23 protein-coding genes are annotated in these 22,865 nt (G+C 68.4%); 17 read left to right on the top strand and 6 right to left on the bottom strand.

The genetic code is table 11. The features are described 5' to 3' along the window. Positions 1 to 27: 27 nt before the first annotated feature. The 7 genes from ASG72_RS15065 to ASG72_RS15035 all read left to right on the top strand — a co-directional run bounded on the left by ASG72_RS15065 (position 28) and on the right by ASG72_RS15035 (position 6,742). On the top strand, positions 28 to 1,449 hold the full coding sequence (locus ASG72_RS15065; protein ID WP_056713580.1) for a pyruvate dehydrogenase complex E1 component subunit beta: 1,422 nt from the start codon (positions 28 to 30) through the stop codon (positions 1,447 to 1,449). 12 nt (positions 1,450 to 1,461) lie between these two features. Beyond that, positions 1,462 to 2,838, top strand: coding sequence for a pyruvate dehydrogenase complex dihydrolipoamide acetyltransferase (locus ASG72_RS15060; RefSeq protein ID WP_056713577.1), 1,377 nt, complete (start codon positions 1,462 to 1,464; stop codon positions 2,836 to 2,838). A gap of 91 nt (positions 2,839 to 2,929) precedes the next feature. Then, entirely contained in the window at positions 2,930 to 4,369 is a 1,440-nt protein-coding gene (lpdA, locus tag ASG72_RS15055; protein WP_056713575.1) for a dihydrolipoyl dehydrogenase, read from the top strand. Between the two features lie 51 nt (positions 4,370 to 4,420). Beyond that, a complete protein-coding gene (locus ASG72_RS15050; protein ID WP_056713572.1) occupies positions 4,421 to 4,813 on the top strand; it encodes a hypothetical protein in 393 nt (130 codons plus the stop codon). Positions 4,814 to 4,885: 72 nt separating this feature from the next. Next, positions 4,886 to 5,158, top strand: a complete 273-nt coding sequence (locus ASG72_RS15045; protein ID WP_056713570.1) for a GlsB/YeaQ/YmgE family stress response membrane protein — start codon at positions 4,886 to 4,888, stop codon at positions 5,156 to 5,158. A 113-nt stretch (positions 5,159 to 5,271) separates the two neighbouring features. After that, a complete protein-coding gene (gene lipA / locus ASG72_RS15040) occupies positions 5,272 to 6,270 on the top strand; it encodes a lipoyl synthase (RefSeq protein ID WP_056713566.1) in 999 nt (332 codons plus the stop codon). Between the two features lie 13 nt (positions 6,271 to 6,283). Continuing rightward, the gene (locus ASG72_RS15035) at positions 6,284 to 6,742 is read left to right on the top strand and encodes a type II toxin-antitoxin system RatA family toxin (RefSeq protein ID WP_056713563.1); all 459 of its coding nucleotides are present in this window, start codon (positions 6,284 to 6,286) and stop codon (positions 6,740 to 6,742) included. Positions 6,743 to 6,776: 34 nt separating this feature from the next. On the opposite strand, the gene ASG72_RS15030 is transcribed toward ASG72_RS15035, so the two are convergent. Both ASG72_RS15030 and ASG72_RS15025 read right to left on the bottom strand, forming a co-directional pair. Next, a complete protein-coding gene (locus ASG72_RS15030) occupies positions 6,777 to 7,268 on the bottom strand; it encodes a CinA family protein (RefSeq protein WP_056713561.1) in 492 nt (163 codons plus the stop codon). Positions 7,269 to 7,271: 3 nt separating this feature from the next. Further along, complete coding sequence (locus ASG72_RS15025) at positions 7,272 to 8,468, bottom strand: bifunctional 2-C-methyl-D-erythritol 4-phosphate cytidylyltransferase/2-C-methyl-D-erythritol 2,4-cyclodiphosphate synthase (RefSeq protein WP_056713558.1); 1,197 nt, start codon at positions 8,466 to 8,468, stop codon at positions 7,272 to 7,274. 167 nt (positions 8,469 to 8,635) lie between these two features. Here ASG72_RS15025 and dusB point away from each other — a divergent pair, with 167 nt between their 5' ends. The 7 genes from dusB to hflX all read left to right on the top strand — a co-directional run bounded on the left by dusB (position 8,636) and on the right by hflX (position 17,965). Continuing rightward, the gene (dusB, locus tag ASG72_RS15020; protein WP_082540369.1) at positions 8,636 to 9,679 is read left to right on the top strand and encodes a tRNA dihydrouridine synthase DusB; all 1,044 of its coding nucleotides are present in this window, start codon (positions 8,636 to 8,638) and stop codon (positions 9,677 to 9,679) included. A 46-nt stretch (positions 9,680 to 9,725) separates the two neighbouring features. Then, positions 9,726 to 10,835 (top strand): ATP-binding protein, encoded by a 1,110-nt coding sequence (locus ASG72_RS15015; protein WP_156396025.1) that lies wholly within the window; start codon positions 9,726 to 9,728, stop codon positions 10,833 to 10,835. Positions 10,836 to 10,854: 19 nt separating this feature from the next. Then, positions 10,855 to 12,303 carry a nitrogen regulation protein NR(I) gene (gene ntrC, locus ASG72_RS15010; RefSeq protein WP_056713554.1) on the top strand — a complete coding sequence of 483 codons (1,449 nt, stop codon included), beginning with the start codon at positions 10,855 to 10,857 and terminating at the stop codon, positions 12,301 to 12,303. Positions 12,304 to 12,450: 147 nt separating this feature from the next. Further along, the gene (locus ASG72_RS15005; protein ID WP_244488817.1) at positions 12,451 to 14,748 is read left to right on the top strand and encodes a PAS domain-containing sensor histidine kinase; all 2,298 of its coding nucleotides are present in this window, start codon (positions 12,451 to 12,453) and stop codon (positions 14,746 to 14,748) included. Next, positions 14,745 to 16,112 carry a sigma-54 dependent transcriptional regulator gene (locus ASG72_RS15000; protein ID WP_056713552.1) on the top strand — a complete coding sequence of 456 codons (1,368 nt, stop codon included), beginning with the start codon at positions 14,745 to 14,747 and terminating at the stop codon, positions 16,110 to 16,112. The genes ASG72_RS15005 and ASG72_RS15000 overlap by 4 nt, the downstream gene beginning before the upstream one ends. A 210-nt stretch (positions 16,113 to 16,322) precedes the next feature. Further along, on the top strand, positions 16,323 to 16,571 hold the full coding sequence (gene hfq / locus ASG72_RS14995) for an RNA chaperone Hfq (RefSeq protein ID WP_056713550.1): 249 nt from the start codon (positions 16,323 to 16,325) through the stop codon (positions 16,569 to 16,571). A gap of 5 nt (positions 16,572 to 16,576) precedes the next feature. After that, positions 16,577 to 17,965: a GTPase HflX gene (hflX, locus tag ASG72_RS14990; RefSeq protein ID WP_056713548.1), complete on the top strand. Its 1,389-nt coding sequence runs from the start codon at positions 16,577 to 16,579 to the stop codon at positions 17,963 to 17,965. A 24-nt stretch (positions 17,966 to 17,989) separates the two neighbouring features. On the opposite strand, the gene mazG is transcribed toward hflX, so the two are convergent. Continuing rightward, positions 17,990 to 18,844, bottom strand: coding sequence for a nucleoside triphosphate pyrophosphohydrolase (gene mazG, locus ASG72_RS14985; RefSeq protein ID WP_056714793.1), 855 nt, complete (start codon positions 18,842 to 18,844; stop codon positions 17,990 to 17,992). 36 nt (positions 18,845 to 18,880) lie between these two features. On the opposite strand from mazG, the gene arfB reads away from it, so the two are divergent. Both arfB and ASG72_RS14975 read left to right on the top strand, forming a co-directional pair. Further along, the gene (gene arfB / locus ASG72_RS14980) at positions 18,881 to 19,300 is read left to right on the top strand and encodes an alternative ribosome rescue aminoacyl-tRNA hydrolase ArfB (protein WP_056713545.1); all 420 of its coding nucleotides are present in this window, start codon (positions 18,881 to 18,883) and stop codon (positions 19,298 to 19,300) included. Positions 19,301 to 19,302: 2 nt separating this feature from the next. Next, the gene (locus ASG72_RS14975; protein ID WP_056713542.1) at positions 19,303 to 19,866 is read left to right on the top strand and encodes a regulatory protein RecX; all 564 of its coding nucleotides are present in this window, start codon (positions 19,303 to 19,305) and stop codon (positions 19,864 to 19,866) included. Between the two features lie 7 nt (positions 19,867 to 19,873). Here ASG72_RS14975 and ASG72_RS14970 read toward each other — a convergent pair whose 3' ends face one another. Then, positions 19,874 to 20,782: a tripartite tricarboxylate transporter substrate binding protein gene (locus ASG72_RS14970; protein WP_244488816.1), complete on the bottom strand. Its 909-nt coding sequence runs from the start codon at positions 20,780 to 20,782 to the stop codon at positions 19,874 to 19,876. 321 nt (positions 20,783 to 21,103) lie between these two features. Between ASG72_RS14970 and ASG72_RS14965 the strand changes: the two genes are divergently transcribed. After that, positions 21,104 to 21,598, top strand: coding sequence for a class I SAM-dependent methyltransferase (locus ASG72_RS14965; RefSeq protein WP_056713540.1), 495 nt, complete (start codon positions 21,104 to 21,106; stop codon positions 21,596 to 21,598). Between the two features lie 54 nt (positions 21,599 to 21,652). Here the strand turns inward: ASG72_RS14965 and ASG72_RS14960 are convergent, their stop codons facing one another. Both ASG72_RS14960 and ASG72_RS14955 read right to left on the bottom strand, forming a co-directional pair. Then, positions 21,653 to 22,144, bottom strand: a complete 492-nt coding sequence (locus ASG72_RS14960; protein ID WP_082540368.1) for an RES family NAD+ phosphorylase — start codon at positions 22,142 to 22,144, stop codon at positions 21,653 to 21,655. Beyond that, entirely contained in the window at positions 22,141 to 22,620 is a 480-nt protein-coding gene (locus tag ASG72_RS14955) for an antitoxin Xre/MbcA/ParS toxin-binding domain-containing protein (protein ID WP_056713537.1), read from the bottom strand. The genes ASG72_RS14960 and ASG72_RS14955 overlap by 4 nt, the downstream gene beginning before the upstream one ends. Positions 22,621 to 22,865: the final 245 nt, after the last annotated feature.

Genomic DNA, 22,865 nt, shown 5'->3' with positions numbered 1-22,865 from the left:
TTCCCAGTTTCACATCCGGGTGCGTTCATGCCGATCGACATTCTCATGCCTGCGCTGTCTCCGACCATGGAGCAAGGCAAGCTCGCCAAATGGCTCAAGGCCGAGGGCGACACGGTGAAGGCCGGCGACATCATCGCCGAAATCGAGACCGACAAGGCGACGATGGAAGTCGAGGCGGTGGACGAGGGCATCCTGGCCAAGATCCTGATCGCCGACGGCACCGACAACGTCGCCGTGAACACGCCGATCGGGATCATCGCGGCCGAGGGCGAGGATGCGAGCGCGGCCGCGGCCGGCGGAGCGGCGAAGCCCGCGAGCGACCCGAAGATGGCCGAATCGGCGCCGCCCGCCGCGACCGGCGAAGCGCCCCAGACCGCGGCTGCGCCGAAGGCGGAATCGGCGGTGGCCAATCCACCGGCGACGCCGAAGAGCTACGACGCCTCCGCCGAATTCCCGGCCGGCGCCGAACTCGTGACGATGACGGTGCGCGAGGCTCTGCGGGACGCCATGGCCGAGGAGATGCGGCGCGACGGCGACGTCTTCGTGATGGGCGAGGAGGTCGCGGAATATCAGGGCGCCTACAAGGTCACCCAGGGGCTGCTGCAGGAATTCGGGCCGAAGCGGGTCATCGATACGCCGATCACCGAGCATGGCTTCGCCGGCATCGGCGTCGGCGCCGCGCTGACCGGGCTGCGGCCGATCGTCGAGTTCATGACCTTCAACTTCGCCATGCAGGCGATCGACCAGATCATCAACTCCGCCGCCAAGACGCTCTACATGTCGGGTGGCCAGATGGGCTGCCCGATCGTGTTCCGCGGCCCCAACGGCGCCGCCGCCCGCGTCGGCGCGCAGCACAGCCATGATTATGCCGCCTGGTACTCGAACGTGCCCGGGCTGAAGGTGGTGATGCCCTACAGCGCAGCCGATGCGAAGGGGCTCCTGAAGAGCGCGATCCGCGATCCCAACCCGATCATCTTCCTCGAGAACGAAATCCTCTACGGCCGCTCCTTCGAGGTGCCGAAGGGCGATGATTTCCTGGTGCCGATCGGCAAGGCGAAGGTCGCGCGCGCCGGCAAGGACGTCACCATCGTCTCCTTCGGCATCGGCATGACCTATTCGCTCGCCGCCGCCGAGGAGCTGGCGAAGGAGGGCATCGAGGCCGAGGTGATCGACCTCCGGACGATCCGGCCGATGGATATCGAGACGGTGATCGCCTCGGTGCAGAAGACGCATCGCTGCGTCGCGGTCGAGGAAGGCTTCCCGCAATCGGGGGTGACGGCCGAGATCGGCATGCGGATCATGGAGGCGGCGTTCGACTATCTCGACGCGCCGGTCGCCCGCGTCACCGGCAAGGACGTGCCGATGCCCTATGCCGCCAATCTCGAAAAGCTCGCCCTGCCGAATGTCGGCGAAGTCATCCAGGCGGCCAAGGCCGTCTGCTATCGCTGAGAGGGTTGATCGATGGCGACCAACATCCTGATGCCCGCGCTCTCTCCGACCATGGAGAAGGGCAATCTGGCGAAATGGCTGAAGAAGGAAGGCGACACGATCAAATCCGGCGACATCATCGCCGAGATCGAGACCGACAAGGCGACGATGGAGGTCGAGGCCGTCGACGAGGGCATCCTGGCCAAGATCGTGGTGCCGGAAGGCACCTCCGACGTCGCCGTCAACGAGATCATCGGCGTGATCGCGGCCGAGGGCGAGGATGCGAGCGCGGCCAGCGCGCCGGCCAAGCCCGCTACTGCCAAGACCGAGGCACCCAAGACCGAGGCGCCCAAGGCCGAGGCCCCCAAGGCGGACGCTCCGAAGACCGAAGCGCCCCAGGCGCAGCCCGCCAGGGCCGAGGCGCCGAAGCCGGCCGCCGCAGCCGCCTCGGGTGAGCGCGCCTTCGCGTCGCCGCTGGCGAGGCGGCTGGCGAAGGAGGCCGGGCTCGACCTCGCCGCCATCAAGGGTTCTGGTCCGCATGGCCGGATCGTCGAGAAGGACGTCGAGGCCGCCAAGGCCGGTGGCGGCGCCAAGGCCGCGCCTGCCGCCTCGGCGCAGGGCGCCCCGGCCGCTGCCGCAGCCAAGCCCGCCGCGGCCGCGATGCCGGCCGGCATGCCCGACGATATGGTCAAGAAGCTCTTCCCCGCCGGCTCCTTCGAGGAGATCCCGCATGACGGCATGCGCAAGACCATCGCGCGCCGCCTGACCGAGTCGAAGCAGACCATACCGCATTTCTACGTCACGGTGGATTGCGAGCTCGACGCGCTGCTGAAGCTGCGCGCGGAGCTGAACGCCGCCGCGCCGGAGAAGGACGGCAAGCCGGCCTACAAGCTCTCGGTCAACGACATGGTGATCAAGGCGCTGGCGCTCGCGCTGCGGGCGGTGCCCGACGCCAATGTCAGCTGGACCGAGAACACGATGCTGAAGCACAAGCACGCCGATGTCGGCGTCGCCGTGTCGATCCCGGGCGGGCTGATCACCCCGATCATCCGCGACGCCTGCCACAAGACGCTGTCGCAGATCTCCAACGAGATGAAGGATCTCGCGGCCCGGGCGAAGGCGCGCAAGCTCAAGCCGGAAGAATATCAGGGCGGCACCACCGCCGTGTCCAACCTCGGCATGTTCGGGGTCAAGGATTTCGCGGCCGTGGTCAACCCGCCGCATGCGACGATCCTGGCGGTCGGAGCCGGGGAGCAGCGGGCGGTGGTGAAGGGCGGCCAGCTGGCGGTCGCGACGGTGATGTCGGTGACGCTCTCGACCGACCATCGCGCCGTCGACGGCGCGCTCGGTGCCGAGCTGCTGGCGGCGTTCAAGGGCTTTATCGAAAAGCCCATGGCGATGCTGGTCTGACGCGACGCTGATCCGGGGCTGGGCGCGCAGTCGCCCGCCCCCCATCCCCAGCCTCTCCCCAGCGGCGGGAGGGGAGGAGTTCAGGTGATCCATGGCTGATTACGACATCATCATCATCGGCTCCGGCCCCGGCGGCTATGTCGCCGCGATCCGTGCCGCGCAGCTCGGCTTCAGGACCGCGATCGTCGAGCGCGAACATCTCGCCGGCATCTGCTCTAACTGGGGCTGCATCCCGACCAAAGCGCTGCTGCGCTCGGCCGAGATCATGCATTACGGCCAGCACGCCAAGGATTACGGGCTGGTGCTGGAGGGTTCGTTCAAGGCCGATCTCGAGGCGATCGTGAAGCGGTCGCGCGGGATCGCGGCGCGGATGAACAATGGCGTGCAGTTCCTGATGAAGAAGAACAAGGTCGACGTGATCTGGGGCGAGGCTACGATCACCAAGCCCGGCGCCATTTCCGTCGTGCCGACGCGCAAGCCGCCGGTGCAGCCGCAGGTCCCGCCGCCCAAGAACGTCAAGGGCGAGGGCAGCTACACCGCTGACCACATCATCGTCGCGACCGGGGCGCGGCCGCGCGCGCTGCCCGGGCTCGAGCCCGACGGCAAGCTGATCTGGACCTATTTCGAGGCGATGGTGCCGAAGACCATGCCCAAATCCCTGCTGGTGATGGGGTCCGGCGCGATCGGCATCGAATTCGCCTCCTTCTACCGGACGATGGGCGTCGAGGTCACCGTCGTCGAGGTGATGCAGCAGGTCGTGCCGATCGAGGATGCCGAGATCGGCGCCTTCGCCCGCAAGGCCTTCGAGAAGCAGGGCATCAGGATCCTGACCGGCTCGAAGGTCACCAAGGTCGAGAAGAGCGCCGACGCCGTCACCGCCCATATCGAGGACGACAAGGGCGGCAAGCAGACGATCACGGCGGAGCGCATGATCTCCGCGGTCGGCGTCGTCGCCAATATCGAGAATATCGGGCTCGAGGCGGTGGGCGTGAAGACCGATCGCGGCTTCATCGCCATCGACGGGCTGTGCCGCACCAATGTGAAAGGCATCTACGCGATCGGCGACGTCGCCGGTCCGCCGCTGCTCGCCCACAAGGCCGAGCATGAGGGCGTGATCTGCGTCGAGGCGATCAAGGGGCTGCATCCGCATCCCATGGACAAGCTGATGATTCCGGGCTGCACCTATTGCCATCCGCAGATCGCCAGCGTGGGGCTGACCGAGGCCAAGGCCAAGGAAGCCGGCTACGATCTGAAAGTCGGCCGGTTCCCCTTCGTCGCCAATGGCAAGGCGGTGGCGCTGGGCGAGGATTCCGGGATGGTCAAGACGATCTTCGACGCCAAGACCGGCAAGCTGCTCGGCGCCCATATGGTCGGTGCGGAGGTGACGGAGCTGATCCAGGGATTCGTGGTGGCGATGAACCTCGAGACCACCGAGGAAGAGCTGATGCACACGATCTTCCCGCATCCGACCCTGTCGGAAATGTTGAAGGAAAGCGTGCTCGACGCCTATGGCAAGGCGCTGAACGCCTGAGCCCGGCGAGCGGGCTGGAAGTTCGACCGCTGCGGGGGCATATGCAGCCGCATGACGATGCCTCCCGATCCGGACAAGCCAGAAACCCGCCGCGCCGCTCCGCGCAAGCGCGCGCCGCGCAAGGCCGCGGCGCGCGAGGCCGATGCGATCCCGGCCGACCGGATCGAGATCCTGCCGCCGCAGCGCCCGCCGGTGATCGACTGGCGCAGGCTCGCGCCGACCATCGCCCTGGGCACGGCGACCGGCTTCGCGGCGAGCCTCATCGTGGGCGGGGGCGGGCTGCTGCGCCACGCCGTGGTCGGGCTGCTCGGGATGCTGGTCGGGCAGGGGCTGGTGCGCGTCACCGGCTGGCGGGTGCGCACCGGCTATCGCATCCTGGACGAGGCGGCGATGGCGGTGATCGGTGCCATCCTCGTGGTGCTGCTGGCCCGTTTCATCGCCTGATCTTTCGTAACGGAACCGGCTCCGCCAGCCGGCGTTTCCACAGGGTCCGATCCGGGCTGGAGGGAATTGACAGTGGATACGATCAACGCCGCCATGGCCGCGCCGAGCTATGGGTTCTTCGCGACGATCTTCATCGGCCTCATCGCCGGCTGGATCGCCGAACGCATCACCTCGTCGAGCCATGGGCTGCTGACCAACATCCTGGTCGGCATCGCCGGCTCTTTCCTGGGCGCGCGGGTGGCGGAGCTCCTGGACATCCCCATCCGCGGCTTCGTCGGCACGATGGTGGCGGCGGTGGCCGGGGCGGTCGTGGTGATCGCCATCTGGAACGCCGCGCGGCGCTAACTTCGCCGGGCGGACCAGGCGCGGCGACCGGACCGGTTGCCCTCATGCGTCTTGCGCATTAGCTAGGGCTGGTGCGCGGCGCCGGCTGCGCGAGCCACGCATGGGACGCTGCAATGGCCCTCGTTCTCGATCTGCTCAACCGCGATCCGCGGCCGAATATCGGCAATCCCAAGGCCGAGAGCCCGGCCGCTCTGCCGCGTCATCCGGAAAAGCAGAAACGGCCGGAAAACCCGATCCTGCGCAAGCCGGACTGGATTCGGGTGAAGGCGCCCGGCTCGCCGAAATGGGCCGAGACGCAGAAGATCGTGAAGCAGAACAGCCTGGTCACGGTCTGCGAGGAGGCCGGCTGCCCGAATATCGGCGAGTGCTGGGAGAAGAAGCACGCCACCTTCATGATCATGGGCGACACCTGCACGCGGGCCTGCGCCTTCTGCAATGTGAAGACCGGCGTGCCGGAGCCGCTTGATCACGAGGAGCCGCGCAAGGTCGCGGAGGCCGTCGCCAAGCTCGGGCTCGAGCATGTCGTCATCACCTCGGTCGATCGCGACGATCTCGCCGATGGCGGTGCGGAGCATTTCGCCCAGGTGATCCGCGCGATCCGCGCGGCCTCGCCCGGCACGACGATCGAGATCCTGACGCCGGATTTCCTGCGCAAGCCGGGGGCGCTCGAGGTGGTGGTCGCGGCGCGGCCCGACGTGTTCAACCATAATCTGGAGACCGTGCCGGGGAAATATCTGACGGTGCGGCCGGGCGCCCGCTATTTCCATTCGTTGCGGCTGCTGCAGCGGGTGAAGGAACTCGATTCCAGCATCTTCACCAAATCCGGGATCATGGTCGGGCTGGGCGAGGAGCGGAACGAGGTCCTGCAGCTGATGGATGATCTGCGCTCGGCCGATGTCGACTTCATCACGATCGGGCAATATCTCGCGCCGTCGCGCAAGCACCATGCGGTGATCCGCTTCGTGACGCCGGAGGAGTTCAAGAGTTTCGAGGCGATCGCCTATGTCAAAGGCTTCCTGATGGTCTCCTCGACGCCGCTGACCCGCTCCTCCCATCATGCGGGCGAGGACTTCGCCAGGCTCCGCGCCGCGCGCGCGGCGAAACTCGGCTGAGCCGGCGCCGCCCATGCCGATGTTCAACAGCACCAGGCGGGTGCGGCATTCGCCGGAGCAGATGTTCGCTCTGGTCGCCGATGTCGAGAAATACCCGGAATTCCTGCCGCTCTGCGAGGGGCTGGTGGTGCGCCGCCGCACCCCGCGGGAGGGCGGCGGGGAGGTGCTGCTGGCCGATATGTCGGTCGGCTACAAGGCGGTGCGCGAGACCTTCACCAGCCGGGTGACGCTCGATCCGGACAACCTCAAGATCCTCGTCGAATATGTCGACGGGCCCTTCCGCTATCTCGAGAATCGCTGGACCTTCCGGCCGGATGGCAGCGGCTGCGAGGTCGGCTTCTTCATCTCCTATGAATTCGCCAGCCGGATGCTCGGCCTGCTGATGGGCGCGATGTTCGACAAGGCCTTCCGCAAATTCGCCGAGGCCTTCGAGCGCCGGGCGGATCTGGTCTATGGGGTGCAGAAGGTCTGAGCGCCTCGGCGCGCTATTGCGGACGCGCCGAACGTCAGTCCTGCGCCGCCGCCAGCAGCATCTCCAGTGCCCTGATGACCGAGCGGCGGCGGATCTCGTCGCGCGAGAGCGGCCCGAACCGCATCTCCGCATGCCGCACCGTATCCGGTCCCGCACAGGCGACATGCACGAGGCCGACCGGCTTCGCATCACTGCCGCCGCCCGGGCCGGCGACGCCGGTGATCGACACCGCCAGGGATGAAGCGAGACGCAGGCGCCCGCCCTCGGCCATCGCCCTCGCTACCGGCTCGCTCACCGCGCCATGCGCGGCGAGGAGCGTGTCGGCCACGTCGGCGAGCGCCGTCTTGGCGGCGTTGGAATAGGTGACGAGCCCGCCATTCACGACATCCGAGGAGCCGGCGATGGCGGTGAGCGCTCCGCAGACCAGGCCTCCGGTGCAGGATTCGACGGTGGCGACCGTCAGCTGCCGCGCCCGGCAGGCGGCCAGCACCGCGCTCGCCAGTTCCCTGATCTCGTCATCGAACATGGCTCACTCCGTTTCCGGCAGGCGCAACGTCGCGGTGGCGAGCGCGGCGAGCCCCTCGCGCCGGCCGGTGAAGCCCATCGCCTCCGAGGTCGTCGCCTTGATCGCCACCTGATCGGGTCGAATCCCCGCGATCTCGGCGATGCGGGCCCGGATCGCGTCGCGATGCGGGCCGATGCGCGGCGCTTCGCAGACGATGGTGAGATCGAGGAAATCGATCCGTCCGCCGCGCAAACGCAGGCGCTCGGCGGCGAAAGCCAGAAACTGGTCCGAGGCGGCGCCTTTCCAGCGCGGATCGCTCGGCGGGAAATGCGTGCCGATATCGCCCTCCGCCAGCGCCCCGAGCAGGGCGTCCGTCAGTGCATGGAGCGCGACATCGCCATCGGAATGGGCGAGCACGCCGCGCTCATGGGGAATGCGGACGCCGCCGAGCCAGATGTGGTCGCCGTCCGCGAAGGCGTGGACGTCATAGCCCGTCGCGACACGGACGCCGAGCGGCGAGGAAGGGGCTGGCGGCACGGCGAAATCCTGCGGATGGGTCAGTTTCACATTGGCCGGATCGCCGGGGAATATCGCGACGGGATGGCCGGCCCATTCCAGCAGCGCCGCATCGTCGGTGAAGCCGTGCTGGCCGCCGGCGGCGGCTGCGTCATGCGCCGCGAGCAGGGGGGCGAAGGCGAAGGCCTGCGGCGTCTGCACGCTGATCAGCGTCTCGCGGCGGGGCGTCTCGACGACGCGGCCCTGCCCGTCGGTGCGCTTGATCGTGTCGGTGACGGGCAGGGCAGGAACGGCGCCCGGGACATGGGCGACGGCCGCGATCGCCCGTCGGATCAGCTCCCCGGTCACGAAGGGCCGCGCCGCGTCATGGACCAGCACGATGCCGTCGAAACCCTGCGCCGCCAGCGCCTGCAAGCCGGCCCGCACCGAATCCTGGCGCGTCTCGCCGCCGATCACCGCCGCGCCGAGCCGCGCCCGCGGCAGATCCGCGATCGCCTGGGCGAAGAGATCGGCGTCGTCGGCACCGATCACGACGACGAGCTGCGCCAGCTCCGCTTCGCCGAGGAAGACGGAGAGCGTCCGGGCCAGGACGGAGCGCCCGCCGATCTCGCGATATTGCTTGGGGATGTCGCCGCCCGCCCGCAGCCCGCGGCCCGCCGCGACGATGATGCAGGCGATGGCCGGCGGAGAGGGGTCAGGGTTCATGACGAGCGATTAAGTCCTGCGATGCCGCTGTGATAGGCGCGAAGCGCCGTTTCGCCAAGCGGCGGGCCAGAGCGCCCGCCGGCCAGATGGCCCCGGAAAAATGATGCGATGCCGCATGGCGCAATCATCGCTTGCGCAACTGCAGCAATGTCTAATAAATATGCAGCATGGTAATTGCCTCAAACTCAGGCGGACAGGCCGCGCCCGTAGAAGCGCCCGCCGAGGCGCCCCTGGCTGCGTCCTTCGGCTCCCGGGCGTTTCTGGCGCCGATGTCGGGGGTGACCGACATCGTCATGCGTCGGATCGCGGCGCGGTTCGGGGCCGGCCTGGTGATCTCAGAAATGGTCGCCTCGGACGAATTCGTGCGCGGCAGCGAAGAGGCGCGGATCCGGGCCGAAGGGGCGGGCATCTCGCCGCATGTCGTGCAGCTCGCCGGCTGCGATCCGCATTGGCTGGGCGAGGCGGCGCGGCTGGCCGAGGCCAATGGCGCGGCGATCGTCGACATCAATATGGGCTGCCCGGCCAAGAAGGTGACGGGCGGCTGGGCCGGCTCGGCGCTGATGCGCGATCTCGACCACGCCCTGTCGCTGGTCCATGCGGCGGTGAAGGCGGTGTCGATCCCGGTGACGGTGAAGATGCGGCTGGGCTGGGACGCGGCCTCCCTGAACGCGCCGGAGCTCGCCCGCCGCGCGGTCGATGCCGGCGCCGCCATGATCACCGTCCATGGCCGCACGCGCCAGCAATTCTACAAGGGCCAGGCCGATTGGGCCGCGATCCGCGCGGTGCGCGAGCAGGGGTCGTTCCCGCTGGTCGCCAATGGCGACATCCATACCGGCGCCGATGCGCGCGCCTGCCTCGCCCAATCCGGCGCCGATTGCGTGATGATCGGGCGGGCGGCGCTCGGCCGGCCCTGGCTGGTCGGTGCGATCGGGGCCGAACTCGCCGGGCGCGAGGCGAAGACCCTGACGCTGGCGGAGAAGCTGGCCGTGGCGCGCGAGCATTACGAGGGGCTGCTGAGCCTGATGGGCGTGGCGCATGGGGTGCGGCATGCCCGCAAGCACCTCGCCGCCTATGCCGACGACGCCATGGCGAGCGGCGCGGCGCCCGACGCCGAATTGCGCCGCACGCTCCTGACCGCCGACCAGCCGCAGCCGGTGATCGCGGCTCTGGAGGCGCTGTTTTCCGATCGCTGCAACCGGGTTGCAGCCTGAGTCGAAGGTACCGCGTATGGCAATGGCGTTCATCGAAGGCGAGGGCATGGCCGATTACCTGCTCGATCCGCTGGAGGTCCAGGCCCTCAACGTGCTGCCGATGCCGGTGCTGGTCGTCGGCGAGCATCGCAGCCTGCTCTATGCCAATGCCGCCGCCGAGGACCTGTTCCAGTCCAGCGCGGTAGTGCTGAAGCGCCAGCGGATCGACGACATCCTGTCCTTCGCCTCGCCGGTTCTGGCGCTGGTCGAGGAGGTGCAGCGCCGCGGCGCCAGCGTCACGGAATACCGGCTCGATCTCGGCTCGCCGCGCCTCGCCGGCGAGCGCATCGTCGATGTCTTCGCCTCGCCCCTGCCGAGTCAGGGCGATGCTGTGGTGCTTATGCTGCAAGAACGGACAATTGCCGAAAAAATGGACAGGCAGCTGACCCATCGCGGGGCGGCGCGGTCGATCACGGCGCTGGGCGCGATGCTCGCCCATGAGATCAAGAACCCGCTATCGGGCATTCGCGGCGCGGCGCAGCTGCTCGAGGCTTCGGTGCCCGATGCCGATCGGCTGCTGACGCAGCTGATCTGCGACGAGACCGACCGGATCGTGAAACTGGTCGAGCGGGTCGAGCTGTTCGGGGACGAGCGGCCGGCCGAGCGCGACGCCGTCAACGTCCATGACGTTCTCGACCATGTGAAGCGGCTGGCACAATCGGGCTTCGCCCGGCACATCCGCTTCAACGAGGTCTATGACCCGTCCCTGCCGCCGGTCGCGGGCAATCGCGACCAGCTGGTGCAGGTGCTGCTCAATCTGGTGAAGAACGCCTCGGAGGCGATCGGCGAGGCGGCGATCGACGGCGAGATCACGCTGACCACCGCCTATCGCCCCGGCATCCGGATGCAGCATGCCGGCTCGCCCGGCCGCATCGCCCTGCCGCTCGAGATCGGCATCCGCGACAATGGCGCGGGGGTGCCCTCCGATCTGCTGCCGCATCTCTTCGATCCCTTCGTCACCACAAAGGCGCAGGGCAGTGGCCTTGGTCTTGCACTCGTCGCCAAGGTGATCGGCGACCATGGCGGAATCGTCGAATGCGAATCCGTCCCGCGCCGGACGACCTTTCGAATTCTGCTGCCGCTCCACCAGCCGCGGGTTGATGGCGCGGCGGCGTGAGGCCTACAGGACAGAGTGAATGCCGAGCGGAAACATTCTTGTCGCGGATGATGATGCGGCGATCCGGACCGTCCTCAACCAGGCCCTGGCCCGGGCGGGATATGAGGTGCGCACCACGGGCCAGGCGGCGACGCTGTGGACCTGGGCGGCGCAGGGGCTCGGCGACCTGATCATCACCGATGTGGTGATGCCGGACGGCAATGCCTTCGATCTCCTGCCCCGGATCAAGCGCGTCCGGCCCGATCTGCCGATCATCGTGATGAGCGCGCAGAACACCTTCATGACCGCGATCAAGGCCTCGGAGCGCGGTGCCTATGAATATCTGCCGAAGCCCTTCGACCTGAAGGAGCTCGTCGCCATCGTCGGCCGCGCCTTGTCCCGCCCGCGCGGCGATGGCGGACGCGCAAATGCGAGCGAGCCGGACGACATCCCGCTGATCGGCCGGTCGCAGGCGATGCAGGACGTCTATCGCGCTCTGGCGCGGCTGATGCCGATCGACCTGACGGTGATGATCAACGGCGAATCCGGGACCGGCAAGGAGCTGGTCGCCCGCGCGCTGCATGATTACGGCAAGCGCAAGAACGGGCCCTTCGTCGCGATCAACATGGCGGCGATCCCGAAGGACCTGATCGAGTCCGAATTGTTCGGCCATGAGAAGGGCGCTTTCACCGGGGCACTGACCCGCTCCTCCGGGCGCTTCGAGCAGGCCGAGGGCGGAACGCTGTTCCTGGACGAGATCGGCGACATGCCGATGGAGGCCCAGACGCGGCTGCTGCGCGTGCTGCAGCAGGGCGAATACACCACGGTGGGCGGCCGCACCCCGATCAAGACCAATGTCCGGATCGTCGCGGCGACCAACAAGGACCTGCGCATCTCGATCGCCCAGGGGCTGTTCCGCGAGGATCTGTTCTTCCGGCTGAACGTGGTGCCGATCCGCCTGCCGCCCCTGCGCGAGCGCGTCGAGGATATTCCCGATCTCGTCCGGCATTTCTTCCAGCTGGTCGAGAAGGAGGGCTTGCCGCGCAAGCAGGTCGATTCCGAGGCGATGGACGTGATGCGGCGGTATCGCTGGCCCGGCAATGTCCGCGAGCTCGAAAATCTGGTGCGCCGCCTCGCCGCGCTCTACCCGCAGGAGACGATCACCGCGCCGATCGTCGAGGCGGAACTGCAGCCGGCCTCGGCCCCTGCGAGCTTTTCGGGGGCGACGGCGCCGGAACGCTCGGAGACCCTGTCGGGCTCGGTGGAGCGTCATCTCGGGCAGTATTTCGTCGGTTTCGGCGACAACATCCCGCCGCCGGGTCTGTATCACCGCATCCTGCGCGAGGTCGAGCCGCCGCTGATCGCCGCGGCGCTGGCGGCGACGCGCGGCAACCAGATCCGCGCCGCCGAGCTCCTGGGCCTGAACCGTAACACGCTGCGCAAGAAGATCCGCGAGCTCGACATGCAGGTCGTCCGCTCGCCGCGCTGAGGAGGGCGCCCTCTCGAAGGGGAGGAGAGGCCGAGGCCGGATGCTGCCTTGGGCATGTCATATTTTGACAACACCGTTGCGGCGGCGCATCAGTGGCGCGCGCAGCGGCTCCGAGTCCCGGAGTTGCCCGAGGAGTGGTTCTGGACCGTGACGAGCAATGCCACCGATGGCCGGATCATGCCGCGCGGCGACGAGACGCCGCGGCGCGTTTCCGGCTGGGTCGGCGCCACGGTCGTCACCTTCGCGCTGGTTTCGGCGCTGGTCACCTTCCTGGTGCTGTCGGGCGTCACGCCGATCGCGCCGGTGCATGAGGTCGTCGTCGGCGTCTTCATCCTCAACGCGCTGCTGATTCTCCTGCTGCTGATCATCGTCGCGCTGGAGACCGCCGTGCTGATCCGGGCGCGCCGGGCGGGGGCGGCCGCGGCGGGGCTGCATGTGCGCATCGTCGGGCTGTTCAGCATCATCGCGACGCTGCCGGCGATCCTCGTCGCCGTCATCGCCACGGTGACGATCGAGCGCGGGCTGGAGCCCTGGTTCTCCGACCGGATGCGCGATGCGATCTTCAAATCGGTCGAGGTCGCCGATGCCTATGCCGCCGGCCAGTGCAAATCGCTCGGCCGCGAGATCCGGCTGCTGGCCGATGATCTGACGCGCGCCAAGCCGGCCTTCGACGTCGACCGGAAATGGTTCGAGAATTTCATGACCGTGCGCGCCACGGCGCTCGGCGTACCGGTCGCGGCGATCATGAGCCCGCCGGACACGGTGATCGTGCGCGCCAATATCGACGTGCTGCGGGATGCGCCCAAACCCGACGAAGCCGCCTTCAGCGACGCGCAATCGGCGCCGGAGCCGATCTGCATCGTGCCGGAATCCGGCCGGATCTTCGGGGCGCTGGTGAAACTGCCGGCCTATGAGAACGGCTATCTCCACATCGCCCGCGAGGTCGACCCGCTGGCGGTCGACTTCCCCGCGGTGGCGCGCGGCGCGGCGGTCGAATATCTCGCCATCGACGCCCGCCGCAAGGGCGTGCAGATCGCCTTCGCCTCGATGTATGCGCTGATCGCGGTGATCCTGCTGCTGTCGGCCGTCTGGCTCGGCCTGAGCTTCGCGAACGGGCTGGTGGCGCCGATCCGCCGGATGATCCACGCGACCGACCAGGTCTCCAGCGGCAATTTCTACGTCCAGGTGCCGATCCGGCGGGCGGAGGGCGACCTCGCCCATCTCGGCGAGACCTTCAACAAGATGACCGCGGAGCTGCGCCGCCAGCGCGACGGGCTGGTGACGGCGAGCGAGGTGATCGACCGGCGGCGTCGCTTCACCGAGACGGTGCTCTCGGGCGTGTCGTCGGGCGTCCTCAGCCTGGATGGCGACGGGCATATCACCATCATCAACCGCTCGGCCGAGCTGCTGCTGGGGGCGGGCGGCCGCATCTTGGGCGAGCCGATCGGCGAGGTCGCGCCGGAGATCGCGGTCTTCGTGGCGGAGGCGCTGCATGGGCGCCAGCGCCAGAGCGCGGGCCAGATCGCCATCACCCGCGACGGGCAGGACCGCATGGTCAATGTCCGGGCGGTGCGCGAGGGCGAGGGCTCCGGCGGCGGGCTGGTCGTAACGCTCGACGACATCACCGATCTCGTCTCGGCGCAGCGCACCGCGGCCTGGGCCGATGTCGCGCGGCGCATCGCGCATGAGATCAAGAATCCGCTGACGCCGATCCAGCTCTCGGCCGAGCGCATCCGCCGCAAATTCGGCCGCGTCATCGTCGACGACAAGGAGATCTTCGACCAGTGTACCGCGACCATCGTCCGCCAGGTCGAGGATATCCGGCGGATGGTCGACGAGTTCTCCTCCTTCGCGCGGATGCCCAAGCCCTCGCTGGAGCGCGACGACATCGTCGAGACGGTGCGCCAGATCATCTTCCTGATGCGGGTCGGCAATCCCGAGCTGACGATCACCGAGAACCTGCCGGCGGAGCCGGTGCGGGCGCAGTTCGACCGGCGCCTGATGTCGCAGGCGCTGACCAACGTCATCAAGAACGCGACCGAGGCGATCGCGGCGATCCCCATGGAGGAGCGCGGCGAGGGCCGCATCGACGTGGTGTTCGAGCGCCGCGCCAATGGCCGGATCGTCATCGACGTGATCGACAATGGCAAAGGCCTGCCGGCCGACCAACGGCAGAAGCTGCTGGAGCCCTATATGACGACGCGGGAAGGCGGCACCGGGCTCGGTCTCGCCATCGTCGGCAAGATTCTCGAGGATCATGGGGGCGGCATCGACCTGCTCGACAGGCCCGATGCCGACAAGGGCGGCCGCGGTGCCCGGGTCCGCCTCTGGTTCCCCGAAGATGGACCCGAAGACGCCGCGGACGGCGCCGCAGACGCCCGCACGGGCGATGAGCGCCTCGCCGGCCGGGGCAGCACGAACAAGCAGGATGGGGTTACCGCATGAGCGCCGATATTCTTGTCGTGGACGACGAGGCCGATATCCGCGAACTGGTCGCAGGCCTGCTCGAGGACGAAGGCTACCGCACGCGCAAGGCGGGCTCCGCCGACGAGGCGCTCGCCGCCATCGCGGCGCGCCGGCCGAACCTCGTTTTCCTGGACATCTGGCTGCAGGGCAGCCGGCTCGACGGGCTGCAGGTGCTGGAGCTGATCAAGGAAAGCCATCCCGATCTCGCCGTGGTGATGATCTCCGGCCACGGCAACATCGAGACCGCGGTCTCGGCGATCAAGAGCGGCGCCTATGACTTCATCGAGAAGCCGTTCAAGGCGGACCGGCTCGTCCTCGTGGCGGAGCGGGCGCTGGAGGCCTCGCGCCTGCGCCGCGAGGTGCGCGAGCTGAAGACGCGCTCGGTCCAGGCCAGCCGGATCGTCGGCCGCTCGACCACGGTCAACCAGCTGCGCCAGACCATCGAGCGGGTGGCGCCGACCAATGCCCGTGTGCTGATCACGGGCGAGCCCGGCTGCGGCAAGGAGCTGGCGGCGCGCACGCTGCACGAGGCCTCGAGCCGTTCTTCCGCGCCGTTCATCGTCATCAACGCCGCCACCATCACGCCCGAGACGATGGAGGAGGAGCTGTTCGGCATCGAGGGCGGGGAGGGGCGTTCGCGCCGCGTCGGCGCGCTCGAGGAGGCGCATGGCGGCTCGCTCTACATCGACGAGATCGGCGACATGCCGCGCGAGACGCAGAACCGCATCCTGCGCGTTCTGGTCGACCAGAATTTCCAGCGCGTCGGCGGCGTCACGCGCGTCCATGTCGATGTCCGGATCATCTCGTCGAGCAGCCGCGACCTCGCCAGGCTGATCGCCGACGGCCATTTCCGCGAGGATCTCTACCACCGCCTCAGCGTCGTCCCGATCCGCGTGCCGGCGCTGTCGGAGCGGCGCGAGGACGTGCCGGAGCTGATCGATTTCTTCATGGACCAGATCTCGGTCGCCACCGGCCTGCCGAAGCGGCGGATCGGCTCGGACGCCATGGCGGTACTGCAGTCGCATGAATGGCCGGGCAACGTTCGCGAGCTGCGCAACAATGTGGAGAGGCTGATGATCCTCACCCATGGCGATCCCAATGCGGAGATCACCATCGACATGCTGCCGGCCGAGGTCGGCGCCATGGTGCCGAGCACCCCGTCGGGCTCCGGCGGCGAGCGGCTGATGAGCCTGCCCCTGCGCGATGCCCGCGAGATCTTCGAGCGCGAATATCTGATGGCGCAGATCGCGCGGTTCTCGGGCAACATCTCGCGCACCGCCGAGTTCATCGGCATGGAGCGCTCGGCGCTGCACCGCAAACTGAAATCGCTCGGCGTCGGCTGAGCCGCCAAGCCTGGCGCGCATGTGCACCTGCACAATACGCGGGGTTGCGGGCTGCGCTGCGGCCCGGAACGGCCTTGCTTTGTGGTGCGACACCACGATCTAATAGGGCGTGTCGGTGCTCCGACCGCGCGCCGCAAAGCGGTAGCGTCAACGGGGCGAATTGGACCGCGGCTCGCAAGCGACGAGCGGTCCCAACAACAGGGGTTCATCATGGCCGCAGAGCGGGCTCAAAACCTACAGGATACCTTCCTCAACCACGTCCGGAAGCAGAAAATCCCGCTGACGATCTTCCTCGTCAACGGCGTCAAGCTGCAGGGCGTCGTCACCTGGTTCGATAATTTCTGCGTGCTGCTGCGCCGCGACGGGCATTCGCAGCTGGTCTACAAGCACGCCATCTCGACGATCATGCCGGGCCATCCGGTGCAGCTCTTCGAGCCCGAGGAACAGGACAAGGCCTGACGCGCATGGCCGGCAAGAGCCGGGGGGGCGAGACGCCGGCGGCCAAGCCGCTGGACGAGATCGAACGGGACATCGCCGCCAATACGCGCGCCTATGTCGTCGGCCCCTATGTCCAGCGCCGCAGCCCAGCCGCCGCCTCCGACACCAATCAGCGCTCCTTCGCCGCGCGGCTGGACGAGGCGGTCGGCCTCGCGGCCGCGATCGACCTGACCGTGGTCGAGCCGATCCAGGTCCTGCTCACGGCGCTGCGCCCCGCGACCTATCTCGGCAAGGGCAAGGTCGAGGAGCTGGCCGAACGCATCAGGATCGAGGAGATCGGCCTGGTCGTGATGGATTGCGCGCTCTCGCCGGTGCAGCAGCGCAACCTGGAAAAGGCGTTCGGCTGCAAGGTCATCGACCGGACCGGGCTGATCCTCGAAATCTTCGGCCGCCGTGCCCGCACGCGCGAGGGCGCGCTGCAGGTCGAGCTCGCCCATCTCAACTACCAGAAGAGCCGGCTGGTCCGGTCCTGGACCCATCTGGAGCGCCAGCGCGGCGGCTTCGGCTTTCTCGGCGGTCCCGGCGAGACGCAGATCGAGGCCGACCGGCGCATCATCCAGGAGCGCATGTCGAAGATCGAGCGCGACCTCGACAGCGTCAAGCGGACGCGCTCGCTGCATCGCGCCAGCCGCAAGCGCGTGCCCTATCCGGTGGTGGCGCTGGTCGGCTACACCAATGCCGGCAAATCGACCCTGTTCAACCGCCTGACATCGGCCGAGGTCCTGGCGCAGGACATGCTGTTCGCCACGCTCGACCCGACGGCGCGCGCGATCAAGCTGCCGCATGGCGCGCGGATCATGCTGTCGGACACGGTCGGCTTCATCTCCGATCTGCCGACGCAGCTCGTCGCGGCCTTCCGCGCCACGCTGGAAGACGCGATCGAAGCCGATGTGCTGCTGCATGTCCGCGATGTCTCGCATGAGGATACGCAGGCCCAGGCCGCCGATGTCCAGGCGATCCTGCGCGACCTCGGCATCGATCCCGATGACGGGCAACGGGTGATCGAGGTCTGGAACAAATCCGACCTGCTGGACGGGCCCGAGCGCGAGCGGCAGCTCGGCCTCGCCGCGCTCAAGCCGGAGGCGTCGCGGCCGGTGCTCGTCTCGGCGCTGACCGGCGACGGCATCGCGCGGCTCACCGATGCGATCGAGAGCCGGATCGCGCGCAGCCGCCCGGTCTACCGGCTCAGGCTCGATCCCGGCGACGGGCAATCCCTGGCGTGGCTGCATGCCAATGGCGAGATCCTGGCGCGCGAGGATGCGGAGGACGGTGCGCTCGACCTGCTGGTGCGCTTGCCGCCGGAGCGGGAAGGGGCGTTCGGCGCGCGTTTCGCCCAGGCGATCCGGCAGGAGTGACGAAAGCCTCCCGCAGGGCGCCGCTCAGGTCGCGGCCGGCGTCTCGCGGTCGCGCTTCTCCGCGCGCTTGACCGCCTGCCAGAGCGCCTCCAGCTCCTCCAGCCCGGCCTGCGCCGGACTCCGCCCCTGGGCCTCCAGCGCCTGCTCGATGCCCTTGAAGCGACGTTCGAATTTCAGGTTGGCGGCCTGCAGGCAGCCCTCCGGATCGGCCCCGACATGGCGGGCGAGATTGGCGACGACGAAGAGCAGATCGCCGATTTCCTCGCGGATCGCCGAGATCTCCCTGGAGTCCAGCGCCTCCTCGATCTCGGCCGTCTCCTCCCTGATCTTGTCGAGGACGAGGCGGGCATCCTGCCAGTCGAATCCGACCGTCGCCGCCTTGGCCTGCAGCTTCCAGGCGCGGGTGAGGGCGGGCAGGGCGGTCGGCACGCCGGCCAGCACGCCCGTCTCCTCCGCCTTCGGCGGCAGGCCGGCCTGGGCTCGCGCCTGCGCCTTGCCGGCTTTCTCCTGCGCCTTGATCTCGTGCCACAGCGCCTTGACCTGCAGCGGCGTCAGATCCCGCGCCGCGCCGAAGACATGCGGGTGGCGGCGGATCATCTTGGCGGTGATGCCCTCGACGACGTCGGCGAAGGCGAAGGCGCCTTCCTCCTCCGCCAGCCTGGCGTGATACACCACCTGCAGCAGCAGATCGCCGAGCTCGTCGCGCAGATCGACCCGGTCGCCGCGGGCGATGGCGTCGGCCACCTCATAGGCCTCCTCCACCGTATAGGGTGCGATCGACGCGAAATCCTGCTCCAGATCCCAGGGACAGCCGGTCCCGGGCGTGCGCAGGGCGGCCATGATCTCGAGCAGGCGGCGGATGTCGCGGGATGGCTGCACGCTGCTTTTCTCCGGCAAGTGAGCTAGCGTCCTCCCATGATTCAAGTGACGCCGTCCATCGCCATCGACGAGGGCCTGATCGAGGAGGTCTTCGTGCGTGCCTCCGGTCCGGGCGGCCAGAACGTCAACAAGGTCTCGTCCGCGGTGCAGCTGCGCTTCAACGCCGCCGCCGCCGCACTGCCGGACCATCTCCGCGAGAAACTGCCGCGGGTCGCTGGGCAAAAACTCACCAAGGACGGGGTGATCGTCATCGTCGCGCAGCGCTTCCGGGACCAGGAGCGCAACCGCGCCGATGCGCTGGAACGGCTGCTCGGCATCCTGCGCGAGGCGGCGGAGCGGCCGAAGCCGCGCCGGCCGACGAAGCCGACCTATGGCTCGCAGCAGCGGCGGCTGGAATCCAAGGCGAAGCGCAGCCGCGACAAGGGTCTGCGCGGCACGCGGCCGGCCGAGGATTGACGGTGGAGGGCGGGGAGGCGCCACAGGGGCCGCGCCAGCGCAAGGCGCCGCGGCGGATCACCGCCGATTACCTGCAGAGGGCGGCGCTGCATTATCTCGAACGCTATGCCGCGCCCGCCGCCCAGCTGCGCAGCGTGCTGCGGCGCAAGGTGGTGGCGAGCTGCCGCCATCACGGCGGCGAGCCCGGCGAATTCGACGCGCTGCTCGACGAGGTGGTCGCGCGCTGCGTCTCGTCCGGCCTGGTCGACGATCGGCGCTTCGCCGAAGCAAGGGCTGCAAGCCTGCGCCGGCGCGGGCAATCCTCGCGGGCGGTGGCGGCCAAGCTCGGCGCCAAGGGGGTCTCACGCGAACTCGTCGAGGCCCATAGCGCCGCGACGCCGGAGGAGGAGCTGGCGGCAGCGCGCAGGGCCGCCCAGCGCAAGCGGCTCGGCCCCTGGAGCGGCAAGGACAGGACGGCGAACCGCCAGAAGCACCTCGCCGCCATGGCCCGCGCCGGCTTCTCCATGCAGATCGCCCGCGCCGTCATCGACGGCACGGGCGAGGGGGACGATCACCTCTCGGGGTGAGGCAGGCTCAGTCGAGCTTGACCTTGGCCTCGCTGACGACCTTGCCCCAGCGCGCGACCTCGGAGCTGACGAATTTGCCGAATTCATCGCCGGAGAGCGTCGGGATCGGCGAGCCGCTCTTCTGCCAGGCAGCGTCGATCATCGGCGACTGCAGCGCCTTGGCGACCTCCGCCCGCATCTTGGTCACCACCTCGGCGGGGGTGCCTTTCGGCGCCCAGAGCGCGTACCAGGTCGAGACCTCATAGCCTTCGAGCCCGGCCTCCTTCGCCGTCGGCACGTCCGGGATGGCCGGCGACCGCTCCGCCGCCGCCACCGCGAGGCCGCGCAGGCGGCCGCCCTGGATCTGCGGCGCCGAGGTGCCGAGCCCGTCGAACATCAGGTCGACCTGGCCGGCCAGGAGATCCTGCATGGCCGGGCCGGCGCCGCGATAGGGCACATGGGTCAGGCTGGATTTGCTCGACAGCTTGAACAATTCGCCAGCCAGATGATGGGTGGTGCCGTTGCCGGCGGAGGCGTAGTTCAGCTTGTCCGGGTTCTTGGTGGCGAAATCGATCAGCTCCTTCAGCGTCTTCGCCTGCACCTTCTCGGGATGGGCGACGATCACCTGGGGCGGCTGCGCGATGACTGCGACGGGGATGAAGTCCTTCTCGATATTATAGTCGAGCCGGGGGTAGAGCGCCGGCGCGATGGTGTGGTGGGCGGCTCCGACGAAGAAGGTATAGCCGTCGGGCGCGGCCTTGGCGGCGGCGGCGGCACCGACCGTGCCGCCGGCTCCGGCGCGGTTCTCCAGGATGATGCGCTGGCCGAGCTGCTGCTCCAGCTGCGCCGCCAGCGGCCGCGCGAAGGCATCGGTGCCGCCGCCGGCCGGGAAGGGCACGATCCAGGTGATGTTGCGCGCCGGCCAGGTTTGCGCCAAGGCCGGGGCGGCTCCCAGAACGGCAGCGCTTGCGGCGGCAACCAGCAGCCATGAACGACGTGACAGGCTCGACATGCAATTCCTCCCAAAGTGAATGATAACAGGCTCTTGATGGCCGCCTTGAAGATGAAGCCGCAGATTCAATCTGCCTTCGCCGCTGATTAGGACAGCGGGCGCAGGCTTTGGCAAGAGAGCGCAAGCGCCGCGTCACTCGCTCGCGCGTGCCGAGATCGCCGGACGTGGCGTCCTCGCGGCCGCTGTCCCGGCCCGCCTGCCGAAGCTGCGCATTGACAGCGGGCTCGCCAGCATGGATCAGCAGGCATGAGCCGCCTCGACAGTTTCATCCGCCGTCTCGAAGCCCAGCGCACCGTGCTGAACTGGGCCGCCGCCGCCATCGCCGGGCGCGAGGGGCCGGTGCTGGAACTCGGCCTGGGCAATGGCCGGACCTATGACCATCTCCGCGACATCCTGCCGGGACGGGCGATCCATGCCTTCGACAGGCAGGCCAAGGCCAATCCGCGCTCGATGCCGGAGGCGCCGCTGCTGGTTCTGGGCGATATGGAGCAGACGCTGCCGGCGTTCGCGGCGCGCCATGGCCGCAGCGCGGTGCTGCTGCATGTCGACGCGACCACGGGCCAGCCGGAGCGGGACGCGGTGGCGCTGGCCTGGCTGCCGGGCCATGTCGCGGCGCTGGCGGCCGATGATGCGCTGATCGTCAGCGGTTCGGCGCTGGAACACCCGCTGCTGATCGCCACGCCCTTGCCGGAAGGGGTGCCGGCCGGCCGCTACTACGCGTATCGGCGTGCCTCGGGCTGAGGGCTGGCCGCCCGCGACAAGTCTTTGACGGAATTGCCGAAGCGTCCGGCCGTCCTAGGGCGTCGATCTCCGATCGAGCCGCGGGTCATAGAGCCATCTGCGACGCTTGCGCGCCTTGATGCGCGACGCATCGGGGTGGAGGGGATTGATCAATGCGTTGCGCTCCTCCGGCACGATGACCGAGGGCACCAGCAGCAATGCCGAGCCCGCGCCGGCAATCCAGGCGGAGCCGTAGCGGATGCTCTCCAACCCCGCCGGTTCCGCGTCCCAGCCCACAGGCAATGCCGATGCATCGGCAATCTGCGCGGCCTGCCAGACCTCGTCGGGGACCTCGATCTCGACGAGATAGCGATTGAACGGCAGCCCTCCGGCGTTCAGATGGACGATCGTCTCGAGGCAGGCCAATGCCCGGCTTTCCGACGCATAGACCAGGTTTTCACCGAGATCGTTCCACCGGCCGCCGGAGATCTTGGCTCCGGTTCCCGACATGTCGTCGGCGGTATAGGTCCTGGTGTCGGTCGCGATCCGCCAGAGCAAACGACTCACGCATAGGCCCCGCTCTGGATTTGCGAGAGGGCGCGCGAGACCAGAGCTTGCCCTTCCATCGTGTCCAGGAGGTCGATCGGCTTGCCCCCGCCGAGTGCCGGAAGGGGCTCTCGCAACCAGCGCGACATCCAGGAGGGGGCGTCGAAACCCTCGGATTGTCCGGCATCTTCGAGCATGGCCTCGAGCTGTCCCACGAGCTTGGCGAGGCCGACGACGCGCTCCCCATCCTCGATCGACAGCATTTCGTCGCGGGCGGCCTTCCTGTTCACGGTGGCGGTCTTCAGGTTGAGGGCGTCGAACATCACCTGCTGGTCGAAATGCAGGGCCGCGGACAGTTCCTTGACGTCCCGGGCCGGAATGCCCGCCTTGATCACGCCGATGCGCGCTAGCGGGGAAGCGCGGTACAGGTCGATGAAGGGGAAGGCTTCGGCCTTGCTCTCGTGCAGCTTCTTGCGCGGAGTGGCGGTACTAGTCATGGCGTCGCTCCTTTGAGCGGCAAGATAGATCATTTGAGCAGCGGCGCAAGGCTGTGTCGGCCGGCGGGACGGCGACGAGACAGATACCGCGGGAAGCAGGCGCAGGCTCCTGAACAATGGCAAGAGTGATTCGCATAAGACATATTATGGAACTGAAGCCTATCCCAGGTTTGCTGCAGGTGCCATCCCCGAGCCCGGCGGCACAGGCCGAAAACCCTCGATCAGCGAGTGACTTGCGTACGGAC

Source organism: Allobosea sp. Leaf344 (assembly GCF_001426225.1).
Classification (GTDB): domain Bacteria; phylum Pseudomonadota; class Alphaproteobacteria; order Rhizobiales; family Beijerinckiaceae; genus Allobosea.
This window is presented reverse-complemented; position numbering and strand designations above follow the sequence as displayed.